An 18,969-nucleotide genomic window follows, 5' to 3' on the forward strand; every position below is an offset into this window, starting at 1 on the left:
AACGGCGCCTTTCCGGCGCGAATCAGGGGAATGCTCATGAAGAAGATTTGCGGGCCCGCGCTGGCGCTGGCGGTATTGGCAACAGGGTGGCCGGCGACGGCGGCCGAGACAATCACCTATAGCTACGACGGCAAGGGGCGTGTGGTGAAGGTCGTCCGCACCGGCACGGTGAACAACAATGTTACCGTCGAATATACCCACGACAAGGCCGACAATCGCACGCGATTGAAGACGACGAACTCGCCCAATCCGCCACCCTAGAGCTTCCCTTCGGCACGTTAAATTCAGGCGAATTCAGGAGGCATCTGTGGCTATCATCAAGAATAAATATGCAATTGTATCAAGGGCAGCGCTTTGCGCATCGACGATTTTGGGCGTCGGCCTTGCTCCGCAACTCTGGGCACAGGCTACCCCGCCGCCCATCCGGTCGGCTATCGACGAAAATGGCGTCGATGTTATCACGGGCAATCTGAATCTGGCCCAGACCGATTTGTCGATCGGGGCCGATGCGCGCCAAGGCGTGGTTTTCCGGCGAACCAACAACGGCACCGGGTGGTGGAACAATCTCGTCGGCTCGATCGACAAGCAGGGCATTGCCTTTACCGTTTCATTTGACGGATTCACCGATCGCTTCCTGTTGTCGGGATCGACCTACACGCCGACTGAAGCCAATGGCGCGACCCTGACGAAAAGCGGCACAACTTATACCTATACGGGCCGCGACGGGACGGTCGCGACATTCGCTGCACAAGGCGACAAGTTTCAGGTTTTCAGCGGCAACGAGGCGCGGATCACCAGCATCGTATACCCCAATGGCGCGAAACTCAGTTTCGACTATGAAACCGGAGTCTATTGCGAAGGCGGAATCGAAGGTGGCGGGTGCGTTGGGCAAATTGTCAAACTCGCGCGATTGACGTCGGCCAATCATAGCAATGGTTACCGGCTCGTCCCGAGCTACGCGACAGACTTTTTCTCGGAAGAAACGGCCCCGAGCTGGCTCAAAGTGCAATCGGTCAAGGCGATCAACCTTGGCGTCGAATATTGCTCGTCGTCTTGCACGAATAGCTGGCCGACGGCGAGTTACTCCAACTCGTCGCCCGGGGGCGGGCTGACCTATAATTTCGTGACCGACGCCGGCGGCGAGCAAACGCGTTACACGACGAGCGGCGGCAAAATCGTCGGCATCAAGCGCCCCGGCGCGTCGGCCGACAATGTTCAGGTGACCTATACGTCGAACCGCGTGTCGTCGATCACCAGCGAGGGCGTTACCTACGGCTATAGCTATGCCGACAGCGGCGCGACGCGCACGACGACGGTGACGGCGCCGGACAGCAGCCAGCGCGTCTATGTATCGAACACGACGACGGCCCGGCTGACCTCCTTCACCGACGAACTCAGCCGCACGACCAGCTATCTTTACGATACGGACGGCCGCGTGACGCGCATCACCAGCGCCGAGGGGAATTATACCCAGCTTACCTATGATGGTCGCGGCAATGTCACTCAGACGCAAAATGTCGCCAAGTCCGGTTCGGGCCTTGCGGCAATCACGACGTCGGCGAGCTTCCCGGCGTCGTGCACCAATTCCAAGACCTGCAACCAGCCCGCGACGAGCACCAATGCCATGGGCGATGTCACCGACTATACCTATAACAGCACGCATGGCGGGGTGGCGACAATCACGCTGCCGGCCGCGGCGTCGGGGGGCATTCGCCCGCAGCAGCGCATCAGCTACACGGGACTGACCGCCTATTTCAAGAACAGCGCCGGATCGATCGTCTCCTCGGGCCAGACGACCTATGTTCCGACGCAGAGCGCCGCGTGCCAGACGACCGCGTCCTGTACCAACGGCGCCGACGAAACGAAGACGGTCGTCGGCTACGGGCCCCAGACGGCCGGGACCGCGAACAATCTTTTGCCGGTCAGCATCACGACCAGTTCGGGCACTGGCTCGGTCAGCTCGGCGACCGCTCTCGGCTATGACATGGTCGGCAACCGGATCACCGTCGACGGGCCGCTGACCGGCACCGCCGATACGACCCGATATCGCTATGACGGCGCGCGCCGCGTCGTCGGCGTGGTCGCGCCCGATCCCGATGGCGCGGGCAGCCGCGTTCACAAGGCCGAAAAGCTCACCTATAATGACGACGGTCAGGTGACCCTCGCCGAAATCGGGACGGTGGCGAGCCAGACCGATCCTGCCTGGGCGGCTTTCTCGTCGCAGCAGCAGGTCGCCACCACCTATGACGCCAATGCGCGCCCCGTCCGCTCCGAATTGAAGTCGGGCGGCACGACCTATGCCGTGTCCCAGACCAGCTATGATGCGCTCGGGCGTGTCGATTGTTCGGTGACGCGGATGGACCCGGCGCAATGGGCGAGCCAGCCCAACGCCTGCTTGCCTCAGACGAGCAACACTACCACCGGCCCCGACCGGGTCGTCAAGACGAGCTACACCGACGCTGGTGAGGTGGCGCAGGTGCAGACCGCCTATGGGACGGCTGCGGTCGCGAACGAAGTGACCAACACCTACAGCAACAACGGTCGGCTTGCGTCGGTCAAGGACGCCGAGAATAATCTGACGACCTATATCTACGATGGTCATGACCGTCTGTCGCAGACGCGCTTTCCGTCGACGACCAAGGGGGCGGGGACGAGCAACGCGGCGAATTACGAGCAGCTTACCTACAATGCCAATGGCGCGGTAACGCAGCTTCGGCTGCGCGATGCCCAGACGATCGCCTATAGCTATGACGATTTGGGCCGGGTTACGCTCAAGAATCTGCCGGGGACCGAGCTCGATGTCAGCTATAGCTACGACCTGCTCGGCCGTCCGACGCAGGCGAGCCAGACGGGCAATATACTCGGCTTCACCTATGATGCGCTGAGCCGCAACCTGACGCAGAGCGGGCCGCTCGGTACCACCACTTACACCTATGACGCTGCAGGTCGGCGGCTGACCATGGCCTATCCAGGGGCCACGGCGCTGACGCTGAATTATGATTATGATGTGACCGGGAACGTCACCAAGATCCGCGAGAATGGCGCGACGTCGGGTGCGGGTGTGCTCGGCACCTATGCCTATGACAGCCTCGGACGCCGGACGACGCTGACGCGTGGCAATGCGACGGTTACCAGCTACAGCTTCGACCCCGTATCGCGGTTGTCGAGCCTGACGCAGAATCTGGCGGGCACGGCCTCCGACCTTACCATCGGGTCGATCGCCTATAATGCCGCCTCGCAGATCGTCAGCCAGCAGCGCAGCAATGACGCCTATGCCTGGACGGCGCATTATAACGTCGATCGTTCTTATGTGGCGAACGGGCTCAACCAGACGACTTCGGCGGGTGGTACAGCGGTTGGCTATGATACGCGGGGTAACCTCACGAGTTCGGGGACCGACAGCTACACGTACAGCTCGGAGAATCTGTTGAAGACCGGTCCGGGCAGCGCAACGCTGGCCTATGACCCGGCGCTGCGGCTGTACCAGACGGTGGGGTCGGCGACGACGCGTTTCCAATATGACGGGACGAGCCTGATCGCCGAATATAATGGGTCGAACGCCCTGCAACGGCGCTTTGTTCATGGTCCCGGCGTCGACGAGCCGCTCGTCTGGTACGAGGGGACGGGGCTGATCGACCGGCGCTGGTATCACGCCGACGAGCGCGGCTCGATCGTCGCGGTGTCGAACGGCACCGGCGCGGCGCTGGGCATCAATGCTTACGACGAATATGGCATTCCGGCGTCGGCCAATCTTGGCCGGTTCCAATATACGGGGCAGACTTGGCTGCCCGAACTGGGGCTTTATTATTACAAGGCGCGCATCTACTCGCCAGCCTTGGGGGGGTTCATGCAGACCGATCCGATTGGCTATGCGGATGGCATGAACTGGTATAATTATGTCGGTAGCGATCCGGTGAACGGGACTGATCCAACGGGGCTCTTGAATGCATGCGACGCGAACCGAGATTGCCCGAAGCCCGCAGGCTATGATCTCGACTACGGCGCGAAGGAGACGTTACAGTGGGGTCGAGACCTCGTGGTAAACGGAACGCTGCCGGGTAAAGGTCCGTCAGACCCAACCCCTGTATATGCTGGCGGAGGGCTTAACTCGAATGGGGTCGGTTATGCCGGCGGAGATAATGGCGAAGCCATCGACGTTTTCGCAAATTGCCGTAAGGGAGTAAACTGCCGGGCTTATGTGCAGGCTAGCGGAGCTTGGCATGCCCCTATGCTAGTGCCGCCTCAGCCCCCTCTCGTTGTGCCAAAGGCCTGGCCAAAAGAAACAGATGAAATGAAACGAGCTCGACTTAAGAGAGAGCAAAAATATTATGAGAATCTGTCTGAAGAGGCGCAGCGTAGTCTTTGCGCGGCATCTGTGGGACAAGCCATGAAGGACTCGATGGGATGGTCTATAGCGACTGGCGTTGCGGGTGGAGCAGCCGGCGCCATGGCAGGAGAAGGCTTTGGACCAGTTGGTGCGATGTATGGTTATCTATTTTCAGTGTGGGGATCGGGTGCTCAAGCCTATGCTCAAGGTCCTCTTTGTAAATAGGAATTTATCATGCCGCTTGTTGTGTTTCTCGTTTTATATATAGTATTATTTATGTCATTTTCTTATTTTGGTGTTGAATTAAAATATGCCATAATTTTCTCTTCTTTAATAGATATTGCTTTTGTTTGCTTAATTTTCAGAGGTCGATTAATGAGGCGACGAAAATAAAGCCTACATTGGCGGACCTACGAATTACGGTGACAGGTGCAACAACTCCCGAATACAGGGAGATTGGGGCGCCTGTCGCCTTGTTTCGATTTTTTCCGGAGGCCCCCAATTGATCCGATCCGGCGACAACGGCGATACGATCGGTTGAGTTTGCCGTGCCGTTTCGCTAATCCATGGCATGGTACGGCTTCCCCGTATCGTCCTTCCCGGGATTCCGCATCATTTGACCCCGCGTGGCAATCGCCGCGAGCGTCTATCCTTTTAGGACGGCGTTTATGCGCTTTTCCGCGATATGCTCGCGGACACGGCGAGCAGGGCGCGATAGGGCATAAGAGCCGCTCATCCATGGCGGACCGTCCGCGACCGCCAAGCCCCTGCCAACCTAAGCCTAAGACGGAAAATTTCTAATGTCCGTCGCGCGGGGTGGTGCGTCTATAGGCTCATGCTTCTAAATTCGCAGGACATGCCGGCCGGCCATGCAGCCCTCAAGAGACCAGCTCGATCTGGGGCGCCGTTGGCGTCCTGCGCTCCTGTCCTATTTCCTCCGGCGGGTGCGCGATCATGCCGAGGCGGAGGATCTGACGCAGGAACTGCTTGCGAAGCTGCTGAAGCATGACGGCGACGAGTTCGCCTCGCCCGAAGCCTATATCTTCCAGATGGCGTCGAACCTGCTGGCCGACCGCGCGCGGCGGCACAAGGTGCGCGCGCAATATCGCGAGTTCGTCGGCCGCAGCGAGGATGCGGGGATCGATCCGATCGATCCGTTCCGCATCACCGCCGGGCGCGCCGAACTGGCCGACCTGGCGCGCGCCCTGGGCGCGCTGCCCGAACGGACGCAGACGATCTTCATCCTCTACCGGCTCGAAAACCTGTCGCAGGACCGGATCGCCGAGACCTTCGGTATTTCGGTGAGCGCCGTGAAGAAACATGTCGCGCGCGCGATGGCGGGGCTGATGAAAGCCATGAGGAGCGCGCCATGAGCGCCGGCGACGATGCGATCGAAGCCGCGGCACTGTGGTGCGTGCAACTGTCCGAGGGCGAACTGGGCGAGCAGGAATGGCGCCGGTTCGAGGCGTGGCTCGAAACCCCCGGCCACGCCGGCCTGTTCCAGGATGCGGCGGCCGTCTGGCAGGCGTCGGGGGCGGTCGGCGACTGGCCCGAGGTCATCGCGCTGCGGACCAGGGCGCTCAATCGCTTCGGCAGCGCAAAGCAGCGGCGCTGGCCCGTCGCCTCGCCGGGGCGGCTCAAATGGGCGATGGGCTATGCGGCTGCGCTGCTGCTCGTCGTGACGGCGACATTGTTCTGGTACGGCAACCGGCCGCGGCAATATGAAACGGGGATCGGCGAGCGGCAGGTCGCGGTGCTCGCCGACGGGTCGCATGTCTCGCTCGACGCGGTGACCGCGATGAAGGTGCGGATGAAGGACGAGGGGCGGCAGGTCGAACTCGTCGAAGGGCGCGCCAAATTCGACGTCGCGAAGGACCCGCTCCGCCCGTTCACCGTCGCCGCGGGCGACAAGCTGATCGTTGCGGTCGGCACGTCGTTCAGCGTCGAGCTGATCGGCGGACAGGTGCGTGTCGTCCTGTACGAAGGGCAGGTCGAGGTTCGCGACCGCGCCGATACGGCGCGCGTGGCGGGGGCTGCGGCGCGGCGGCTGGTAATGCGGCCGGGCAGCGAGCTGGTCGGGGCGGTTGGCTCCAGCGAGCCCGCACAGCTCACGCGGCCCGACCTGTCGCAGTCGCTGAGCTGGGAGCAGGGGCTGGTCAATTTCGAAGGCGAGCCGCTGGCCAGCGCGGTCGAACGGATGAACCGCTATTCGGCCAAGCGCATCCGCATCGCCGACCCGGCGCTCGGCGCGATAAAGGTCGACGGCGTCTATCGCGCTGGCGATCTCGACGCCTTCGTGGAAGGGATCACCGCGCTGCACCCGGTACGGCAGAATGCCTTGGGCGACGAGATCGTGCTGCAGGGCAAATGACAAATGCGGCGGCCAGTGCCGGACGGGACAGGCAGCGCGATGGTCAAGAAAGTTTACGGCCGGGAAACTGGCAGATCGTCAAATTTACCTAATCGCAATTCATTATCGCCATAGCGAACCTAGGAGTGGGGCCAGCAAGAGACAGTATTTGATGGAAATGCCAGCGCGGATCGAATCCGACGACGGGGGAGACGTCGCCAACGAGAGCGTTTCGCGCGGCTTTTTCGGCAAGCTCGGCGCGCGTAAGGCGTCGCAAGGTGCCGCGACCGCGACCCTGCCGACCCACGAAGCGCTGCTCCTCCTCCGGAATTACGAGGAAAGCGGGCAAGGCTGGTTCTGGTCGACCGACGCGCATGGCCGCATCACCTATATTACCGATGCGACAGCGGCGCTGATGGGGCGAACCGGCAGGCAGTTGCTCGGCACCGCCTTTACCGAATTGTTTCTGCCGGTCGACAGTCAGGGCGAGCGGCAGCGGACCTTGCCCTTCCTGCTGACGAAGCAATCGAAGTTCGAGGAGCTGCCGCTGCGCAGCGCGTTCGAGGGCGACGACCGCTGGTGGGCGGTATCAGGGCGGCCGCAGTTCGATGGCGCGGGCAATTTCGCCGGCTATCGCGGCAGCGGGATGGACATCACCGCTCAGCGGCGGTCGGCCGAGGATGCCTCGCGGCTGGCGCTTTATGACTCGCTGACCGGCCTCGCCAATCGCTTCAACATCTCGAAAACGCTCGAAACGACGCTTTCCGCCTTTGCCACCCAGCAGCGTTCATGCGCGATCATGCTGCTCGACCTCGACCGCTTCAAGCAAGTCAACGACACGCTCGGCCATCCGGCGGGCGATGCCTTGCTCAAACAGGTTGCGGAACGGCTGCTCAAGATCGTCGGCGACAAGGAAATGGTCAGCCGCCTTGGCGGCGACGAATTCCAGATCATCCTCCCCGATCAGGAGGACCGCGGCAAGCTGGGCGATCTGGCCGCCGACATCATCGCCAGCCTGTCGCAGCCCTATTCGGTCGAAGGCAGCCGCTGCATCATCGGCGCCTCGGTCGGCGTCGCGATTGCGCCGTTCGACGGGACGAGCCGCGACGATCTGGTGCGCAATGCCGACCTTGCCCTCTATGCGGCGAAGGGCAACGGCCGCGGCCGCTTCCGTTTCTATTCGAGCGACCTCCATCAGGCGGCCGAAGATCGCCGCGCGCTCGAGGACGATCTGCGCGATGCACTGTCGCGCGGCGAGATGCAGCTCGGATATCAGCCGGTCGTCCAGTCCAAATCGAACATGGTGACCGGGGTCGAAGCACTGGTCCGCTGGAACCATCCCGAACGTGGGATGATTTCGCCTGCGACCTTCGTGCCGATCGCCGAAGAGGCGAACATGATCTGGGCGCTCGGCGAATGGGTGCTCCGCAAGGCGTGCGAGGACGCGGCAAGCTGGCCCGGCGACATGCGCGTTGCGGTCAATGTTTCGCCGATCCAGTTCGCGAACGAGGAATTGCCGAAGATCGTCGCGAGCGCGCTCGCCTCGACCGGGCTGCCGCCCGACCGGCTCGAACTCGAAATCACCGAAAGCGTCTTCCTCGGCGATTCGGCCGAGACGGCGCGCATGTTCAAGGCGCTGAAGGGGCTCGGCGTTCGTCTGGCGCTCGACGATTTCGGCACCGGCTATTCCTCGCTCGGCTATCTGCAGTCGGCGCCGTTCGACAAGATCAAGATCGACCAGAGCTTCGTGCGCGGGGCGACGGTGCCGGGATCGCGCAATGCCGCGATCATCGCCGCGATCGTCGCGCTCGCCGAAGCGCTCGACATGGAAACGACCGCCGAGGGCATCGAATCGCTCGACCAGCTCGATCTCGTCCGCAAGCTGGGGGTCAGCCATGTGCAGGGCTATGTCTACAGCAAGGCGGTGGCGCACGACGAACTGCTCGAACACGCCGAGGCGCGATCGTGGACCATCAAGCCGGCCGGCCCGGCCAAGCAGCGCAACGACCGTTTCCAGATGTTCCGCAAGGCTGGTGCGATCCACGACAATCATCGCTATGCCGTGGTCATCCGCAACCTGTCGGCAACGGGCGCCTTTATCGAAGGCATTATCGACGTGCCGACCGGCACCCGGTTCGTCATCGATTTCGGCGAAGGGCAACTGGCGACCGCGACGGTGCGGCGGTCGATGAAGCACCAGCAGGGCGTCGAATTCGAACAATCGCTGGTAAGCGACGGCAATGGCGGGCTGTGCACGCGCCATCGCGTCTCACCCTACCTGATTGCCGCAGCCACCCAGCAATCGGGCGGTTTGTCGGTTCCGCTGTTCTCGACAACCAGCGACTATACCGGAACCTGATCTTCCGCTGCCCGTTCCTTCTTCGGCTATTGATGACGGAGAAGAAGAATGGCGGAAACGAAAATCTTTGCGCGGCTGAAAGCCGACCATGACCGGCATCGCAAATTGCTCGACCAGATCGATGCGACGCGCGGCGACAGCGACGATCGCGAAAAACTGTTCGAGGCGTTTCGCGTCGAGGTGACCGCGCACGCGGCGTCGGAGGAAATGTCGCTTTATGCAACGATACTTGCCGATCCCGACCTCCGCGAGGATGCCCAGCACAGCGTGTCCGAGCATAAGGAAATCGACGACCTGCTCACCGAACTCTACGAGATGGATTTCGCCTCGACCGGCTGGCTGACGCGCTTTCGTACGATGAAGCACCGCTATCTCCACCATATCGACGAGGAGGAGGAAGAGATGTTCCCCGCCGCGGAGAAGGAATTGTCCGATGCGCGGAAGAAGGAACTGATCAGGATCTTCGAAAAGGAAAAGCCGAAGGAAAAGGCAAAGGCTGCCGCCGAGGAGCCGTCGAGCGAAGAGGCGCGGGACTAACCCCGCCTCGACTTTCCGCGTCTTCCCCGTCATAGGCGCGCGCCATGACCGACAGATTCGCCTTTCGGGTCGCCGCGACCGACGGCGCCGCGCGCACCGGCGTCATCGCCATGCAGCGCGGCGAGATCCGTACCCCCGCCTTCATGCCCGTCGGTACCGCCGCGACGGTCAAGGCGATGCGCCCCGCCGAAGTGCGCGCGAGCGGCGCCGACATCATCCTCGGTAATACCTATCATCTGATGCTGCGGCCCGGCGCCGAGCGGATGGCGCGGCTCGGCGGCCTCCACAATTTCATGGGCTGGGACCGCCCGATCCTGACTGACAGCGGCGGCTATCAGGTAATGAGCCTGTCGGCGCTGACCAAACAGAGCGAGGAAGGCGTCGCGTTCAAGAGCCACCTCGACGGCTCGCGGCATATGTTGACCCCCGAACGCTCGATGGAGATCCAGCGCCTGCTCGGCAGCGACATTGTGATGGCGTTCGACGAATGCCCGCCGAACGGCGTCGATGCGAAACGCGCCGAAGCGAGCATGGAGCGTTCGATGCGCTGGGCGGCGCGCAGCCGTGCGGGCTTCGACGCGGGCGGAGAACATGCGGCGCGATCGGCATTGTTCGGCATCCAGCAGGGATCGCTGGACGAGACATTGCGCGCCCGCTCGGCGGCGGCGCTGACCGATATCGGCTTCGACGGCTATGCGATCGGCGGACTTGCCGTTGGCGAGGGGCAGGAGGCGATGTTCGGCGTGCTCGATTATGCGCCCGGCCAGCTACCCGCCGACAAGCCGCGCTATCTGATGGGGGTCGGCAAGCCCGACGACCTTGTCGGCGCGGTCGCGCGCGGGGTCGATATGTTCGATTGCGTCCTGCCGACCCGCTCGGGGCGCAACGGGCAGGCTTTCACCTGGGACGGCCCGGTCAATATCCGCAATGCGAAGCATGCCGAGGACATGGCGCCGCTTGACGCCGATTGTTCCTGTCCGGTCTGCACGACCTGGTCGCGCGCCTATCTCCACCATCTCGTCCGCGCCGGCGAGATGCTCGGCGCGATGCTGATGACCCAGCACAACCTGCATTTTTATCAGGCGCTGATGCAGCGCATGCGCGATGCGATCACGGCGGGAAGCTTTGCGGCGTTCCGGAGCGATTTCGAGGCGCGCTATCGGCGCTGAGATCAGCTCAGCTTGTTGAGAAGGTCGATCATCGACTGCGGGATCGATTCATCGACCGCAGTATCATAGGCCCGGCGCAGCGCGAGGTTTACATCCTGCGCCTTGCGGGGATTTTTCTTTTCGGCATCTTTCCCGGCCGGCTTTTGGGGCGACGAACCGGGTTCAGATGGCATTATCGAAGCATCCGCTGGACATGGGGCCTTGTGCTAAACGTGCGTTCGCCAAACTGCAATGGCGCGTTTGTTCCTTCCGCAGGAAACCAATTTGCGGCTAAATCGTTCCGTTACGGCGTAATTTGTCCGGCGCAGGATGCGTCGTGACCGGGTTTCGCTTGGTTTCGTGCGGGTTTCGGGGCAGGCTCTGCCTGTATCAGGAGGTTTAATATGTCATTGGGTCAGGCGATCGCGCCGCATCTTCCCTATCTCAGGCGCTATGGCCGGGCGATTTCGGGGAGCCAGCAGAGCGGCGATGCGCTCGTCGCGCGCCTGCTCGAGACGCTGGTCGCCAACCCCGGGTCGGTCGATACGGAGGCTGACCTGCGCATCCAGCTCTACCGCATGGTCCACGACAATTTCGGCCTGATGAATCAGGAAGCGGCGAACGACGACCAGAAGGCGCTGTCCGAAATCGCGATCGCCGACGCGCGGCTGCGCCGGATCCCCTCGCTCGCACGGCAGGCGCTGCTGCTGACCGCGGTCGAAGGGTTCAGCGCCGAAGACACCGGCCGCATCATCGGCCGCGACGCCGGCGCCGTCGATGCGCTGATCGCCGAGGCGACCGACGAGATCGACCGCCAGACGCGCGCGCGCATCCTGATCATCGAGGATGAGCCGATCATTGCGATGGACATCGAAATGATCGTCCGTGACCTAGGGCACGACGTCGTTGCGGTCGCGACGACGCATCGCGAGGCGGTCGACGAAGCGCAAAAGCATCAGCCGGGGCTCGTGCTTGCGGACATACAGCTCGCCGACAACAGCTCGGGGATCGAGGCGGTGCAGGAGATCCTTTCTGATGTGAAGTTGCCCGTCATCTTCATCACCGCTTTTCCCGAACGGCTGCTGACCGGCGACCGGCCCGAGCCGGCGTTCCTGCTGACCAAGCCCTATCAGCCCGCGACCTTGCGCGCCGCGATTTCGCAGGTGCTGTTCTTCGACGAAAGCACGGTTCCGGCCTGAATAGCCGAGGCGGGGGTTGATACCTTGCCGGCGGCGGGCGATAGCCGCCGTCGATGACTGCTACCGAAGCTTCCGCCCGCCAGTCGGCGCTCGACCGCCTGACCGCCCATGCTCCTTTTCTTGCGCGGCTGGCGGATATCAATCCCGATGATATTCAGCGTTTCCTTGCCGAAGGAGCCGATGCTGCGCTGGCTTCGGTCACGCCGCCGCCGGTCGATGACGATATCATGCGCAGCCTTCGCCAGTGGCGCGGGCGGATGGCGCTGCTCCTCGCGCTCGGCGACCTGTCGGGCGAGCATGATGTGGCGACGACGACGCGCTTGCTCACCGCCTTTGCCGACGCCGCGTGCGACGCGGCGCTCGCTGCCGCCTTTGCCGAACGTGTGCCCGGCGAGGAGCCGCGCGGACTCGCGGTGATCGCGCTCGGCAAGCTCGGCAGTCACGAACTCAACTATTCGTCGGACATCGATCCGATCCTGATCTTCGATCCCGACACCATGCCGCGGCGCCAGCGCGACGACCCCGACGAAGCAGCGGTGCGGATCGCGCGGCGGATGGTCGAAATCTTGTCGGCGCGCACGGGCGACGGGCATGTGCTGCGCGTCGATCTGCGTTTGCGGCCGCATCCCGAAGTCACACCGATCGTGCTGCCGGTGAATGCCGCCATCTCCTATTATGAATCGGAAGCGCTGGCGTGGGAGCAGGCGGCGTTTATCCGTTCTCGCGCGTCGGCTGGTGACCGGGTGCTCGGCGAGCGTTTCCTTGGCGCGATCCAGCCCTTTATCTGGCGCCGCAGTCTCGACTTCCGCCAGCTCAAGGAAATCGGAGCGATGAGTGATCGCATCCGCGACCATTTCGCGCAGGGGCAGGCGTTCGGTCCGGGTTACGACCTGAAGCGCGGTCGCGGCGGAATTCGCGAGATCGAATTTTTCACACAGGTCCATCAGCTCATCTACGGCGGGCGCGATCCGTCGCTGCGCCCGCCCGCCACGGTCGATGCGCTCGCGGCGCTCGCCGAGGCGGCGCGGATCGAGGCTGAAATCGCCGAGCGCCTGTCGGGCCATTATGCGACGCTACGCCGTGTCGAGCATCGGCTGCAAATGATCGAGGATCAACAGACGCATAGTCTGCCGGTGCAGCCGGCGGCGCTCGATTGCGTCGCCCGGCTCGACGGGCATGCCGACGGTGCGGCGCTGCTCGCGATGCTGGAGCCCGTCGTGAGCGATGTCGGCGCCTGCTACGACCGGCTCGTCGCCGAACGTGCAGTGACCGCTGGCCTGCCGAAGGGCGAAGGCGAACTGGCGGCGCAGCTCATGGGTGCCGGGTTCGACCCGCCCGATGCGGCGCTGCGCACGATCGCCGAATGGCGCGGCGGCAAACAGCGCGCGCTGCGCAGTCCGGCGGCGCTCGACGCGCTGGAAACGGTGCTGCCCGAATTAGTGAAGGCGCTGGGCGCCGCGCCCGACCCCGACGGCGCGCTGCTCCGCTTCGACAAACTTGTCGCCGGCCTGCCGAGCGCGGTCAATTTCTTCCACCTGCTCGCGGCGCAGCCGGCGCTCGCAAAGGTCGCGACGCGGGTGCTGTCGCTGGCGCCGACGCTTGCCGATGCGCTGGCGATCCGGGTCGAATTGATCGAAGGGCTGATCGACAGTCGCGCGTTCGATGCGCCCCCCGACACCGAGGCCCTGCGCGCCGAATGGGCGCCGGGGCTGGCGGGCCTCGACTATGAACGATTGCTCGACCGGGTGCGCGATCGCGTCGGCGAGCGGCGCTTCGCCTATGGTGTGCAATTGATCGCCGGCTCGACCGATCCGCTGGTCATCGCACGAGGCTATTCCGATCTTGCCGAGGCGGCGCTCGGGGTGCTTGGCGACGCGACGGTTGCCGAATTCGTCGCGGCGCACGGACGCATTGCTGACAGCGAGCTGGTCGTGCTGGCGCTCGGCCGGCTGGGTGGGCGGGCGCTGACCCATGCGTCCGACCTCGACCTCATCTATCTCTTCACCGGCGATCATCTCGCCGAATCGGACGGCCCGCGACCGCTCGGCGCGACGACTTATTACAACCGTCTCGCGCAGCGGGTGACCGCAGCGATGTCGGTGCCGACCGCGGCGGGGAAGCTGTATGACGTCGATACAAGGCTGCGCCCGTCGGGGGAGCAGGGGCCGCTCGTCGTCACGCTCGACAGCTTCGAACGCTACCAGCGCGAGGAGGCGTGGACGTGGGAGCATATGGCGCTGCTCCGCGCGCGTCCCGTCTATGGATCGGCCGGGGCCCGGGCCGAGGTCGGCCGGATCATCGCCGAACTGCTCTCGATGCCGCGCGATCCCGCGAAGCTGGCACAGGACGCGGCAGAAATGCGCGACAGGATAGCGGCTCATAAACCTCCCAAGGGGACGCTCGATATCAAGGGGGGACCCGGCGGGCTCGTCGACCTCGAATTCGCGATGCAGGTGACGCAGCTTGTCAGCGGGCAATGTCACGACCCCAATATCGCCGCCGCGCTGGCGTGTCTGAAGGCCGCGGGTCTTGCGCCAGCGGAGGTGTGCGACGCGCACGGGCTGCTGGCGCGAATGCTCGTGATGCTGCGTCTCACCGCACCCGAGGGCGAGCCCGCCACCGCAGCGGCGCGGCAACTTGTGGCGAGCGCGTGCGGCGAGCCGGGCTGGCCGCAACTGCTTGCCGCGCACGATGCGGCACGGCAGGAGGTCGCAAACTGGTGGGCGTCGATTCGCCCCGTAGCCTCGGCACAGCAGGAGACAGGATCATGAGCGGCCCGCAAATCGGAGATGCCATTCCGGCAGTCAAACTTCTCGACGCCGACGGCGCGACGATCGACGTCGCCGCGATGAAGGGGGCGCCGCTGGTCGTCTATTTCTACCCCAAGGCCGATACGCCGGGGTGCACGATCGAGGCACAGGATTTCACCCGCCTCGCCCCCGAATTTGCGCATCTGAACGCGCAGGTGCTGGCGGTGTCGCGCGATGCACCGGCGAAGCTCTGCAAGTTCCGCGACAAATATGGCCTCACCGTCCGCCTTGCTTCGGACGAGGACGGCGCGGTGTGCGAAGCGTTCGGGACGTGGGTCGAAAAGCAGAATTACGGCCGCAGCTATATGGGGATCGAACGCTCGACCTTCCTGTTCGGCGCCGACGGCAAGCTGGCGAAGGAATGGCGCAAAGTGCGCGTTAAAGGTCATGCCGAGGCAGTGTTGGAGGCGGCGAAAGCGCTCTGACATGGCGGATTTCTGAGATGGCGAGTTTGGGCGAAGCCGCGCGGGCGGTGCTGCTGACGCCGGACCCGCACGACAAGCGCCGCGCCGCGCGCAGCCTGGCGCGCGCGTGGCGGCAGGGGCGGCTCGGCCATCGCTGCGACGTCGCGATGCCCGACCAGCCGGCCTGGCCGGCGACGCCCGAACTGCTGCCGCCGAACCAGATGCCGCGGCGGCGCAAGGGCGGGTCGGAGCGTGGCCGGATCGCGCTGCTCCACGCCCTCGCGCACATCGAATTCGTCGCGATTGATCTGGCGGTCGACCTGATTGGACGTTTCGGCGGCGAATTTCCGCGCCGTTTCGTCGACGACTGGATCGGCGTCGCCGCCGACGAAGCGATGCATTTCGCTCTGCTCGACCGTCGTTTGCGGGCGCTCGGCAGCCATTATGGCGCGCTGCCCGCGCATGCCGGATTATGGGAAGCGGCGCAGCTGACCGTGGACGATGCGCTGGCCCGGCTGGCCATCGTGCCGATGGTGCTCGAAGCGCGCGGGCTCGACGTCACACCGGCGACGATCGACCGGTTCCGCGCGGCCGGGGATGAGGCATCAGCGCGGATATTGGCGCGAATCTATAGCGATGAGATTCGCCATGTGAGCGCGGGCACAGTCTGGTTCGGCTGGCTGTGCGACGAACGGGGATTCAACGTCGTCGAAACGTGGCAAAGCCTCGTAAAATCGCGATTCCGGGGGGCGCTCAAACCGCCGTTCAACGACTCGGCGCGCCGTGATGCCGGTTTAACGCAAGAATTCTACGCCGTTATTGCTTCGTAAGGATTGGAACAGCACACAGGCTTCGCGGGGGATGAGCAATCATCCAAACCAACAAACACCGGCGCCAAAGCCCTTTTGTGACTTTGGCGACATGGCAAATGCGGGGTCGTCGTTTTGATAAACACTCTTCTGGCGCAGAAGTTGCACCAAGTCGCAATCGTCTGCGCGGCAGCATGTTTCGGACTGGCCACTCCCGCCGTCCACGCCGCCGACACCAGCGCCGATGCCAGCATCAATGTTCCCGACGAACCCGATGACGACGGTTTCACTGCCGGCCGCGTTTCGCCGAGCGAGGACACCGAGGCCCGCGCGATCTTCCAGGCTTGGAAGCGTCTCGACACCGGCCTGACCGCGTCGATCGGCGTTGCGGTTCCGTCGCGCCGCCCGATCGAACAGATGTCGCTTTCGTCCTCCTATGGCATGCGCGTCCACCCGATCACCGGCAAGGTCGCGCGCCACAACGGCATCGACATTCCGGCGCCGCACGGCACCCCGATCTATGCCACCGCCGACGGCATCGTCGGCCGCGCCCAGCGCTTGGGCGGCTACGGCAATTATGTCGAAATCGAACATGGCAATGCGATCCAGACGCGCTACGGCCATATGTCTTCGTACATCGTCACCCCCGGCCAGTCGGTGAAGAAGGGCCAGATCGTCGGCTATGTCGGCTCGACCGGACGTTCGACGGGCAACCACCTCCATTATGAAGTCCGCATCGAAGGCGCGCCGGTCAATCCGATGCCTTTCGTCCGTTCGGATTCGATGGCGATCGCCGCACTGACGGGCGACAAGCTCGCAATGGGCGGTCCCGAGTAAGAAATTCAGGGTCGGAGAGGAGGGGGCGTCAGCCGGCCATAGGCCGGGGCGCCCTTTTCATTTGCGATAAAGCGCCTATCTAAGCCCCATGGCCACCCAGCTTTCCGATATCACCCTGTCGCCCGCTGCCGCGGCGCGCGTCCGCTGGATCGCCGAGCGCAAGGGCGGGGCCGCCCCGGCGCTGCGCCTCGCCGTCGATGGCGGCGGCTGTTCGGGCTTCACCTATCGCTTCGGCTTGGCCGAGAGCATCGAGGGCGATGACATCGTCAGCGAAACCGACGGGGTGAAGCTGGTGGTCGATCCGGTCAGCATCGACCTTGTCCGTGGCTGTCTCGTCGATTTTGTCGATTCGCTCGGCGGATCGTCGTTCAAGGTTGAAAATCCCAATGCGGCCTCGGGCTGCGGTTGCGGGTCCAGCTTCTCGATCTGACGCCTTTCTAAGCTGCCAGCTTGCTGGCATAGGTGCGCCATGAAAATCGCGACCTTCAATATCAACGGGATCAAGGCCCGTCTGCCGCGCCTCGTCGAATGGCTCGAGGAAACGCAGCCCGATATCGCCTGCTTGCAAGAACTGAAGTCGAGCGACGAGACGATGCCGACGAAGGAGATCGAGGCGGCGGGTTACGGCTTCCTCTATCACGGGCAAAAGGGGTTCAACGGTGTCGCGATCCTCGCCAAGGGGACGCAGCCTGTCGAGGTGCAGCGCGGGCTTGCCGGCGAAGCCGAAGACGAGCAGTCGCGTTATCTCGAGGCTGACGTCCACGGCCTGCGCGTCGCGTCGATCTACCTCCCCAACGGCAATCCGCAGCCGGGGCCGAAATTCGATTACAAGCTGCGCTGGATGGCGCGGCTGCGCGAGCGCGCCAAAGCATTGCTGGCGGCCGAAATCCCGACGATCCTGACCGGCGACTATAATGTCATCCCGCACGACGACGATGTGTGGGATCCGCGCGCGATGGCGACCGACGCGCTGATGCAGCCCGAATCGCGCGATGCCTGGTTCCGCCTGCTCGGCGACGGCTGGACCGACGCCATCCGCAGCCGCCATCCGGCGGGCGGCGTGTGGACCTTCTGGGACTATCAAGCCGGGGGATGGCAACGCGATCATGGTTTCCGGATCGATCACCTGCTGCTCAGCCCGGCGCTGGCCGACCGGCTGGTCGATGCCGGCGTCAACAAGGATCATCGCGGCCGCGAAAAGGCGAGCGACCATGCGCCGACCTGGGCGGTGCTTTCCTGATATCGACGCGCGCCGGCCAGTGCCAGCGGTTGCATCGACTGTTGCAAAAAAGTCGCAGCGCTTCGTTTTACACGGCGCGCATCGACTTTTCGTTTGTGCGCCGCAACAAATTCGCTGACAGGTTGGTCACGCGAGACCGGACTGGCCCGAAAAGAGGCTGGCCGTCGCGCGGCAGGCAGGGACGATCCGTTTAACCAATCAGGGATCTGTCCATGAAAAATCTCTCCCGTGCATGCTTCGGCGTGCTTCTCGCCGCTTCGGCCCTCTCGACCCCCGCTTTCGCACAAGACGCCGAAGAAAATAGCGACGGTATCACCATCACCGGCAGCGCGACCGTCGTCAGCGACTATCGTTTCCGCGGCTTCAGCCAGTCGAACGAAGAGGCCGCGATCCAGGGCGGCTTTACAATCGGCCACGACAGCGGCCTGTATGTCGGTACCTGGGGATCGAGCATCGGCTTCAACAACGGCACCGAAATCGACGTCTTCGCGGGCTTCGCCAAGGAGGTCACGCCCGGCCTGACCGCCGACATCGGCGCGACCGTCTATCTCTATCCCGGCGCCAACAACACGACGGTGATCGAACCTTATGCCTCGCTGACCGGCGCGATCGGCCCGGCGACGGTCAAGGGCGGCATCGCCTGGGCACCCGGCGGCCAGAATTCGCTCGGCGATGCGAGCGGCGTCTATCTCTACAGCGACGTCGGCGTGCAAATCCCCGACACCCCGTTCAAGCTGAAGGGCCATGTCGGCTATGCCAAGAGCGACAGCTTCCTCGGCGGGCTCGACGGCGAAGTGTTCGACTATTCGGTCGGCGTCGATGTCACGTGGAAGGTGCTCACGCTGGGCGTCGCCTATGTGAATACCGACGCGCCGAAGTTCGGCGGTTACAAGGAAGCGGTCGGCGCCGACGGCGCGGTCGTCTTCTCGCTCGGCGCAGCGTTCTGACG

16 protein-coding genes are annotated in these 18,969 nt (G+C 63.8%); 15 read left to right on the forward strand and 1 reads right to left on the reverse strand.

All coding sequences use genetic code 11. From position 1 onward, the window contains the following. Nucleotides 1–36 precede the first annotated feature (36 nt). The 7 genes from V6U71_RS01660 (at nucleotide 37) to tgt (ending at nucleotide 10,742) form a co-directional block, all read left to right on the forward strand. A complete protein-coding gene (locus V6U71_RS01660; RefSeq protein WP_411340696.1) occupies nucleotides 37–261 on the forward strand; it encodes a hypothetical protein in 225 nt (74 codons plus the stop codon). A 109-nt stretch (nucleotides 262–370) separates the two neighbouring features. After that, nucleotides 371–4,552: an RHS repeat domain-containing protein gene (locus tag V6U71_RS01665; RefSeq protein ID WP_411340697.1), complete on the forward strand. Its 4,182-nt coding sequence runs from the start codon at nucleotides 371–373 to the stop codon at nucleotides 4,550–4,552. Between the two features lie 644 nt (nucleotides 4,553–5,196). Further along, a complete protein-coding gene (locus V6U71_RS01670; RefSeq protein WP_411340698.1) occupies nucleotides 5,197–5,700 on the forward strand; it encodes an RNA polymerase sigma factor in 504 nt (167 codons plus the stop codon). Next, nucleotides 5,697–6,698, forward strand: a complete 1,002-nt coding sequence (locus tag V6U71_RS01675) for a FecR family protein (RefSeq protein ID WP_411340699.1) — start codon at nucleotides 5,697–5,699, stop codon at nucleotides 6,696–6,698. Before V6U71_RS01670 ends, V6U71_RS01675 begins: the two co-directional genes overlap by 4 nt. 151 nt (nucleotides 6,699–6,849) lie before the next feature. Then, on the forward strand, nucleotides 6,850–9,036 hold the full coding sequence (locus V6U71_RS01680) for a putative bifunctional diguanylate cyclase/phosphodiesterase (protein WP_411340700.1): 2,187 nt from the start codon (nucleotides 6,850–6,852) through the stop codon (nucleotides 9,034–9,036). 48 nt (nucleotides 9,037–9,084) lie between these two features. After that, nucleotides 9,085–9,573, forward strand: coding sequence for a hemerythrin domain-containing protein (locus tag V6U71_RS01685; protein WP_411340701.1), 489 nt, complete (start codon nucleotides 9,085–9,087; stop codon nucleotides 9,571–9,573). A 44-nt stretch (nucleotides 9,574–9,617) separates the two neighbouring features. Next, on the forward strand, nucleotides 9,618–10,742 hold the full coding sequence (gene tgt, locus V6U71_RS01690) for a tRNA guanosine(34) transglycosylase Tgt (RefSeq protein ID WP_411340702.1): 1,125 nt from the start codon (nucleotides 9,618–9,620) through the stop codon (nucleotides 10,740–10,742). A gap of 2 nt (nucleotides 10,743–10,744) precedes the next feature. Here tgt and V6U71_RS01695 read toward each other — a convergent pair whose 3' ends face one another. Continuing rightward, the gene (locus tag V6U71_RS01695) at nucleotides 10,745–10,915 is read right to left on the reverse strand and encodes a NepR family anti-sigma factor (protein ID WP_156343990.1); all 171 of its coding nucleotides are present in this window, start codon (nucleotides 10,913–10,915) and stop codon (nucleotides 10,745–10,747) included. Nucleotides 10,916–11,125: 210 nt separating this feature from the next. Here V6U71_RS01695 and V6U71_RS01700 point away from each other — a divergent pair, with 210 nt between their 5' ends. From V6U71_RS01700 to V6U71_RS01735, 8 genes are all read left to right on the forward strand, one after another. Further along, the gene (locus V6U71_RS01700; protein ID WP_411340703.1) at nucleotides 11,126–11,920 is read left to right on the forward strand and encodes a response regulator; all 795 of its coding nucleotides are present in this window, start codon (nucleotides 11,126–11,128) and stop codon (nucleotides 11,918–11,920) included. Nucleotides 11,921–11,973: 53 nt separating this feature from the next. Beyond that, nucleotides 11,974–14,691 carry a bifunctional [glutamine synthetase] adenylyltransferase/[glutamine synthetase]-adenylyl-L-tyrosine phosphorylase gene (locus V6U71_RS01705; RefSeq protein WP_411340704.1) on the forward strand — a complete coding sequence of 906 codons (2,718 nt, stop codon included), beginning with the start codon at nucleotides 11,974–11,976 and terminating at the stop codon, nucleotides 14,689–14,691. Next, the gene (locus V6U71_RS01710) at nucleotides 14,688–15,155 is read left to right on the forward strand and encodes a peroxiredoxin (protein ID WP_411340705.1); all 468 of its coding nucleotides are present in this window, start codon (nucleotides 14,688–14,690) and stop codon (nucleotides 15,153–15,155) included. The genes V6U71_RS01705 and V6U71_RS01710 overlap by 4 nt, the downstream gene beginning before the upstream one ends. A 17-nt stretch (nucleotides 15,156–15,172) precedes the next feature. Next, nucleotides 15,173–15,964 (forward strand): ferritin-like domain-containing protein, encoded by a 792-nt coding sequence (locus V6U71_RS01715; RefSeq protein WP_411340706.1) that lies wholly within the window; start codon nucleotides 15,173–15,175, stop codon nucleotides 15,962–15,964. Between the two features lie 141 nt (nucleotides 15,965–16,105). Further along, entirely contained in the window at nucleotides 16,106–16,780 is a 675-nt protein-coding gene (locus tag V6U71_RS01720; RefSeq protein ID WP_411340707.1) for a M23 family metallopeptidase, read from the forward strand. Between the two features lie 88 nt (nucleotides 16,781–16,868). Continuing rightward, entirely contained in the window at nucleotides 16,869–17,210 is a 342-nt protein-coding gene (gene erpA / locus V6U71_RS01725; protein WP_411340708.1) for an iron-sulfur cluster insertion protein ErpA, read from the forward strand. A 39-nt stretch (nucleotides 17,211–17,249) separates the two neighbouring features. Then, on the forward strand, nucleotides 17,250–18,020 hold the full coding sequence (gene xth / locus V6U71_RS01730; RefSeq protein ID WP_411340709.1) for an exodeoxyribonuclease III: 771 nt from the start codon (nucleotides 17,250–17,252) through the stop codon (nucleotides 18,018–18,020). A gap of 212 nt (nucleotides 18,021–18,232) precedes the next feature. Next, entirely contained in the window at nucleotides 18,233–18,967 is a 735-nt protein-coding gene (locus tag V6U71_RS01735; RefSeq protein WP_411340710.1) for a TorF family putative porin, read from the forward strand. The last annotated feature ends 2 nt before the right edge of the window (nucleotides 18,968–18,969 follow it).

The sequence above is a fragment of the Sphingopyxis sp. J-6 genome (assembly GCF_046603995.1).
In the GTDB taxonomy this organism is placed as follows: Bacteria; Pseudomonadota; Alphaproteobacteria; order Sphingomonadales; family Sphingomonadaceae; genus Sphingopyxis.

Coding starts and splice junctions, on each gene's coding strand:
- V6U71_RS01695 (WP_156343990.1), bottom strand. CDS start 10,915: ATGCCATCTGAACCCGGTTCGTCGCCCCAAAAGCCGGCCGGGAAAGAT.
- V6U71_RS01710 (WP_411340705.1), top strand. CDS start 14,688: ATGAGCGGCCCGCAAATCGGAGATGCCATTCCGGCAGTCAAACTTCTC.
- xth (WP_411340709.1), top strand. CDS start 17,250: ATGAAAATCGCGACCTTCAATATCAACGGGATCAAGGCCCGTCTGCCG.
- V6U71_RS01670 (WP_411340698.1), top strand. CDS start 5,197: ATGCAGCCCTCAAGAGACCAGCTCGATCTGGGGCGCCGTTGGCGTCCT.
- V6U71_RS01715 (WP_411340706.1), top strand. CDS start 15,173: ATGGCGAGTTTGGGCGAAGCCGCGCGGGCGGTGCTGCTGACGCCGGAC.
- V6U71_RS01660 (WP_411340696.1), top strand. CDS start 37: ATGAAGAAGATTTGCGGGCCCGCGCTGGCGCTGGCGGTATTGGCAACA.
- V6U71_RS01705 (WP_411340704.1), top strand. CDS start 11,974: ATGACTGCTACCGAAGCTTCCGCCCGCCAGTCGGCGCTCGACCGCCTG.
- erpA (WP_411340708.1), top strand. CDS start 16,869: ATGGCCACCCAGCTTTCCGATATCACCCTGTCGCCCGCTGCCGCGGCG.
- V6U71_RS01675 (WP_411340699.1), top strand. CDS start 5,697: ATGAGCGCCGGCGACGATGCGATCGAAGCCGCGGCACTGTGGTGCGTG.
- V6U71_RS01685 (WP_411340701.1), top strand. CDS start 9,085: ATGGCGGAAACGAAAATCTTTGCGCGGCTGAAAGCCGACCATGACCGG.
- V6U71_RS01735 (WP_411340710.1), top strand. CDS start 18,233: ATGAAAAATCTCTCCCGTGCATGCTTCGGCGTGCTTCTCGCCGCTTCG.
- V6U71_RS01700 (WP_411340703.1), top strand. CDS start 11,126: ATGTCATTGGGTCAGGCGATCGCGCCGCATCTTCCCTATCTCAGGCGC.
- tgt (WP_411340702.1), top strand. CDS start 9,618: ATGACCGACAGATTCGCCTTTCGGGTCGCCGCGACCGACGGCGCCGCG.
- V6U71_RS01680 (WP_411340700.1), top strand. CDS start 6,850: ATGGAAATGCCAGCGCGGATCGAATCCGACGACGGGGGAGACGTCGCC.